Source organism: Cytophaga sp., from assembly GCF_051961495.1.
GTDB lineage: Bacteria > Bacteroidota > Bacteroidia > Cytophagales > Cytophagaceae > Cytophaga.
The window spans coordinates 1-5786 of the sequence record NZ_JBQCDF010000035.1; the positions used below are offsets into that span (position 1 = coordinate 1).

Below are 5786 nucleotides of genomic sequence, written 5' to 3' on the forward strand. Positions count from 1 at the left end.
ATGCTACTTCTTATACAGATGGAAATCTGCAACTGACTAATACAAACTCCACTTCTGCTGAAGGAATCCGTATAAAAAACTTCACAGCAGATACGGCCGTGAATAAAAAAGAAGAAGGCATCAGCGTACAGTTTAATGTTGAACTGGATAAAACGCTGATTGATCAACTTCATACAGATGGCTTTGATGCCCTGATCATTGATATCTCCTGCAAAGGGAATGAAGGCAAGCCCTTTTCGTATTTAGAGACTTACCTGCCTAAACTTTCAGGCATGATCGTCTATCCGGATAAACATGTGGTATTCTCAAATGAATCTAAACGCTCATTAAAAATTGAAATTCCATTCCGTAAGCTTGAATTGCAACCTGGCCTGAAACCTGTGAATATCGCCTTGCTTGTATATCCGATCAGCTTTGATAAAGATTCAAGCCGTATAGAAACCAAACACATCAACCGGATCGCAACGAAAGCACTCGTGACCCAGAGTTATACTGCAACCATACAGGCCCCCGTTCTGCAGCTGAATACGATTACCATCAACTCCATAAAAATCAATACCAGCAAAAAAGCAGCAGGCAGTTATGATTTTGCCCTTGGCGGCACAGGCTTCCCGGATCCATACTGGCAGCTATGGTGCGGAGAAGAATTATTATACTACTCTCCTTTTGAAAAAAACACATTGACTACAAATGAACCTGCAACAAGCAGATCATTTTATACCTGCAAAAAAGATGTGCTTTCCCTGCGCTTTTTGGATTATGATAAAGGTCCTTTTAATACCGACGACCTTATTGAAGAAACTCAAGGTACGATCGGAGAATTAAGTACCATGAAAAAGGTAAATGAACAAAGTATTTCATACACCATTGAGGTAAAACCGGCAGAGTAGTTCCAGCTTTGCTCAAACACTAAAAAGACTAGCATATCATCTGAATTTCTTCAGGTGGCATACTAGTCTTTATAGTTTACTAGGGAAAAAATGAGCAAGAAAAATATGAAAAAAGTAGAAGAAAAATTTATTCATCAGTCCGTTCAAAGACTTTTGACTAATTTTAAAAGCCATCTGCTTTCTAATACTAACTAACGGGAGTTTTTAAAAAAGGTTTATTTTTTTATAAAAAAGTACATGATTTTTTACATGTTATCACATATAAAAAATAAAAAAAGCCTTTAATAAGGCTTAAATAAGGTTTTACCACTGAAAAATACGTTGATTTTTTTTAATTAAGACACATCATTTTTTATATCTGATCGGGCTGCTGTAATTCAACCTTCTTTTTCATCTTCTTCTGGATTACACCAAAATGATGTTCTTCTTCCTTGCTTATCAAACTGATGGCTGTACCTGTAGTTCCGGCTCTTCCGGTACGACCTATCCGGTGAATGTAATCTTTGGGAGAACGCGGCAGCTCATAATTAATTACCACTGGTAAGGATGGAATATCGATCCCCCTGGACATTAAATCTGTGGCAACCAAAACATGAATCATACCTGTTTTGAAATTACGAAGCGCATCTGTACGCGCCCCCTGACTTTTTTTACTATGTAATGCTGCAGCCAGGATCTTATTCGCCTTCAACTTCTCCACAACTGCATCAGCTCTATGAACAGATGAAGTAAAAACAAGTACCTGACTCATTTTCTGAGAATTAATTAAATGCCTCAGGTAAGGTCCTTTCTTTTCATCTTCTACAGAATAGGCAATCTGATTAATCAGATCAATATTTTGCTCTTCCGGGACAACTTCAATCTTAAGCGGGTCATGCAATAAAAACTCGGTGATGGTATCAATGTCTTTACCGAGTGTTGCCGAAAATAAAATATTTTGTCTCTTTTCAGGAAGCAAAGCAAAAATCTTCGCCATTTCTTCTTTAAAACCCAGATTCAGCATTTTATCTGCTTCATCCAGGACCAGCATTTCCACCTCGCTCAGGTATACTGCTTTCGAATCAACAAGATCAAGCAAACGACCGGGCGTAGCAATCAATACCTCTACGCCTTGCAGCTGAATCATCTGCGGATTAATGGATACTCCGCCAAATACTGCCAACGATTTAATCCTATTCGGCAAGGCATTACTGAACGACTGAAAAACCTGTCCGACCTGCACAGCGAGTTCCCGGGTTGGTACCAGCACAAGTGTATTAATATGTCTGTTCTTTCCCAACGGTTTAGTTTGCAGCTGCTGAAGGATTGGCAGAACAAAACCGGCCGTTTTTACTGAACCTGTCTGAGCGATCCCCAATACATCCTTACCTTTTAATATAGCAGGTATCGCCAATTCCTGGATGGGATATGGTGTAGTGAAAAAATTCTTTTCTATAGCTTTTAATATTGCCGGAGATAAACCAAGAGAAGCAAACGACATATTTTTAAATGTTAGGTCACAAAGATAGGCTATGCTGCTTAATTTCCAGTAGGGTTTCTATGCATTCAAATTCATTTTTTTGAATATTTTTCCTGAAAAAAATCTCCCTTTTATGTAACCTTTAAAACTATAATTAATTACCAGCGATTTAAATATGCCCAAAAACACAACATACCTATGATTAAAAAAATATACTTAAAAAAAGTTGGATTCTTAGGTATGATTTATTTAACATTGCTCAATTTTAAACAAAAAAATATTTTACCATGAAAAAAACTATTTTATCAGCATTAACCGTTGGTTTTTTATTCGTAGCAAACAGCACATTTGCTCAGGTTACAGTAGGTCCTAAACTTGGTCTTAACATCTCTAAAATTTCTGCCGATGCAAATTCTGGATTACCTGAAGATGCTAAAAGCAAAATCGGATTTCAGGTAGGTGGTATGTTAAACGCTCAATTAAATGATTATTTTGCTATCAGACCTGAATTATTGTTTAACAATGTAGGTTCTAAATTCGAGCAAAGTGGTGCTACAATGACCGTAAATACCAACTACTTATCATTACCTGTTAACTTTGTTGGTCAATATCCTGTTAGCGATAACTTCAAGCTTCAGGCTTTTGCAGGTCCATACGCTGCATTAGGTTTAGGTGGTAAATATAAAATTGAAAGTGATTTCGGTAATTCCGATGGTTCTGTTAAAATGGCTAAAGTTCCATCAAACGGTGGTGCAAGCAATACCTGGTACATGAACTCATTAGACTTTGGTTTGAACTTCGGTATTGGTGCACAAATTTCTTCATTTGTGGTTACTGCTAATTACGGATTAGGTTTAACTAACTTAACACCTCACTACAAAGATTCTGCTGCTGAAGATACAAGAAAAGACGATGGTAAACTGTATAACAGAAACATCACTATTGGTGTTGCTTACCTGTTCGGCGGAAAATAATTTACTCTACCAATATCTATAAAGAAAACCCTTTGTTGAGTCATTCAACAAAGGGTTTTCTTTTAGCTTATAGAATCCCTTTCGGCACGGCTTTCCTAGTCCAGGTTTTCATTTCCTTCTTCACTCCTGCTTCACTATCAGGATTAAACTCCAGCGTTGTATGCCAGGCGTTCTCAGGTTTAAATTCGATCTCCATGCCTTGCTGCACACCTGCAGCAACCTGTTGTGAATAGATAATGGTCACACACTCGGTATTCAGATTGGCACTACGTGGGTCCAGATTAAATGTTCCGATAACAGCAATCTTACCATCAATCACCATTGATTTTGCATGCAGACCAAAGATGGGTGTGAAGTTCATTTTTTCCTGCAAGGCTCCTGTCATAACTTCATAACGTTCCTTTGCATCCGGACGAAATTCATAGATTTCCACTCCTGTTTCCAGCAGCTCCTTTCGGTCGCGCTGATAGCCGCTGAATGCTTCCAGATTATCTGTTGATGCCAGACTGTTTGTCAGAATACGAATCCTGACACCACGATCTACCGCTTCCCTGAATAGCTTCCTCCCCAATTCAGTAGTGATCAGATACGGAGACTGTATATCAATCGAAACGGTTGCGCGTTTTATAAGACTGATCAAACTATCTGTACATACACCGCCACCGGACAAACCATGTGTGCCATCATTTTTCCCCGGAATATCAGACACAAACTGCACATGGTCCAGCCAGCGCAGCTTACCTGATGTAGCAATAGATGCAAAAGCTGTATCAAGTCCTTCAATGCGGGAACGCACCTGCGGCCAGAAATTATCAGGATTGCAGGCGTATTGGTGCAGGCGTTCAAAACGTGCCGTGTCTGTATACGTTACAGCTTCATCTTCTTTTACAAGACGTGTCACGGGCACACTTAGTACATCCGACCAGAATGCATCAAACGACTGCTGCACGTTTCCTGCTGTTTTACCAACGAGCAGCACATCCCGGTCGCGAAAATTATATTCATGGTCATAGTCAAAATATTCATCTGCAATATTTCTTCCGCCGGTAATCACTACCTGCTGATCTACAATAAATGTTTTGTTGTGCATGCGCTGATTCGCAGATCTGAAATCTGTCGTAAACCTGCCGATCTTATTGAAGATATTCTTTCCCAAATTGATCCCGGGATTATAAATCTTAATCTCAATATTTTCATGCGAATCCAGCGTCAAAATTTCATGTATACCAGCATCCACCAGAATATCATCTACCAGCATACGTACCTTTACACCTCTGTCTGCAGCCTTTACCAGATAATCACAGGCAATCAATCCAACATTATCAGGTGAAAAAATAAAATACTGAATATCGATTGTCTTTTCTGCATACTCGCTCAGCCAGGCGCGGGCGATCAGCGAGCCGCCGCCGTCTTCCAGTACATACACACCTGTTTTTGTTTTCATGGAATCACGAAACGGTGCAAGTACAGATGAAAGCTGCAGGGAATCTTTCCGATGAATGGCTGCACAGAAATCTTTTTCCTGCGGAGGAATTTCTGCTACAGGAGATGAACACGCGAACAGTAAATAACTAAATAGCAGACTCAGGTATATTTTCATTTTGATTCCTATAATTCATTTAAAACTTTTTCTCAAATCTTCTGCCAATAGAATTCTAATAAATGAATTATAAAGAAATGCTATTCTTTTTTTTCATACTCAAAATTTCCACAGGATGTTTCTCTAAACTTAATTATTAAATCTAACATTTGTTTCACTTTTTAACGAAAACGATTTTGAAGAAGCTATTGTTAATACAACTATTCCTGTTTCAGGCAATCCTTTTATTTGCTCAGAAAGACACAGCTATCCAGCTGACAACAATGCTGGACAACCCTTATTTATGTCCGGATAAAAAAGAAGCTTATTTATATCTCGACCTGAAAGGTTGTGCCAAAGGACAACGTGTTCCGCTGAATATTTCTGTTGTATTTGATCGCAGCGGCTCTATGGAAGGCGACCGGATCTATTACGGAAAAAAAGCCATCGAATATCTGATTGATCAATTACAACCCAATGATATTATGTCGATTGTGTTATACGATCACGAAGCCGTGCTGCTGCATGGTGCAGAACCTGTAACAGATAAAGCAGCATTAAAAAGAAAACTGGAAGAAATTCGTCCGCGTGGTGCCACCAATCTCAGTGCCGGCCTTGACTTAGGCATGAGTGAAGTTAAAGTACATTACGACAAAAATAAAACCAACAGGGTTTTTCTTTTTTCTGATGGACATCCGAATGAAGGAGTAACAGATCCGTATATACTGGAACGGATCGTTTCGAATTATGCACAGAAAGATGATGTAAGCGTATCGACATTTGGTGTGGGGCATGAATTCAATGAATACCTGATGCATGACCTGGCCGAAGCCGGGGCGGGAAATTATTACTACATCCAGAAACCAACTGATATTGTCAATGAT

5 protein-coding genes are annotated in these 5786 nt (G+C 39.1%); 3 read left to right on the forward strand and 2 right to left on the reverse strand.

Annotation, left to right across the window (positions count from 1 at the left end; translation table 11 throughout):
* Nucleotides 1-890, forward strand: an 890-nt coding sequence (locus tag ACTHJT_RS01855) for a hypothetical protein (protein ID WP_440235955.1), incomplete at its 5' end; no start/stop codon positions are given.
* Nucleotides 891-1242: 352 nt separating this feature from the next.
* Here the strand turns inward: ACTHJT_RS01855 and ACTHJT_RS01860 are convergent.
* Complete coding sequence (locus ACTHJT_RS01860; RefSeq protein WP_440235957.1) at nucleotides 1243-2370, reverse strand: DEAD/DEAH box helicase; 1128 nt, start codon at nucleotides 2368-2370, stop codon at nucleotides 1243-1245.
* Between the two features lie 266 nt (nucleotides 2371-2636).
* Here ACTHJT_RS01860 and ACTHJT_RS01865 point away from each other — a divergent pair, with 266 nt between their 5' ends.
* On the forward strand, nucleotides 2637-3323 hold the full coding sequence (locus ACTHJT_RS01865; RefSeq protein ID WP_440235958.1) for a porin family protein: 687 nt from the start codon (nucleotides 2637-2639) through the stop codon (nucleotides 3321-3323).
* Between the two features lie 67 nt (nucleotides 3324-3390).
* Here ACTHJT_RS01865 and ACTHJT_RS01870 read toward each other — a convergent pair whose 3' ends face one another.
* Nucleotides 3391-4923, reverse strand: coding sequence for a phospholipase D family protein (locus ACTHJT_RS01870; protein ID WP_440235960.1), 1533 nt, complete (start codon nucleotides 4921-4923; stop codon nucleotides 3391-3393).
* 176 nt (nucleotides 4924-5099) lie between these two features.
* On the opposite strand from ACTHJT_RS01870, the gene ACTHJT_RS01875 reads away from it, so the two are divergent.
* The coding region (locus tag ACTHJT_RS01875; protein ID WP_440235962.1) for a vWA domain-containing protein at nucleotides 5100-5786 on the forward strand (687 nt) is incomplete at its 3' end.

What these genes read in the sequence shown, in the direction of transcription:
- ACTHJT_RS01860 (WP_440235957.1), bottom strand. Translation starts at nt 2,370, where the DNA reads ATGTCGTTTGCTTCTCTTGGTTTATCTCCGGCAATATTAAAAGCTATA.
- ACTHJT_RS01865 (WP_440235958.1), top strand. Translation starts at nt 2,637, where the DNA reads ATGAAAAAAACTATTTTATCAGCATTAACCGTTGGTTTTTTATTCGTA.
- ACTHJT_RS01870 (WP_440235960.1), bottom strand. Translation starts at nt 4,923, where the DNA reads ATGAAAATATACCTGAGTCTGCTATTTAGTTATTTACTGTTCGCGTGT.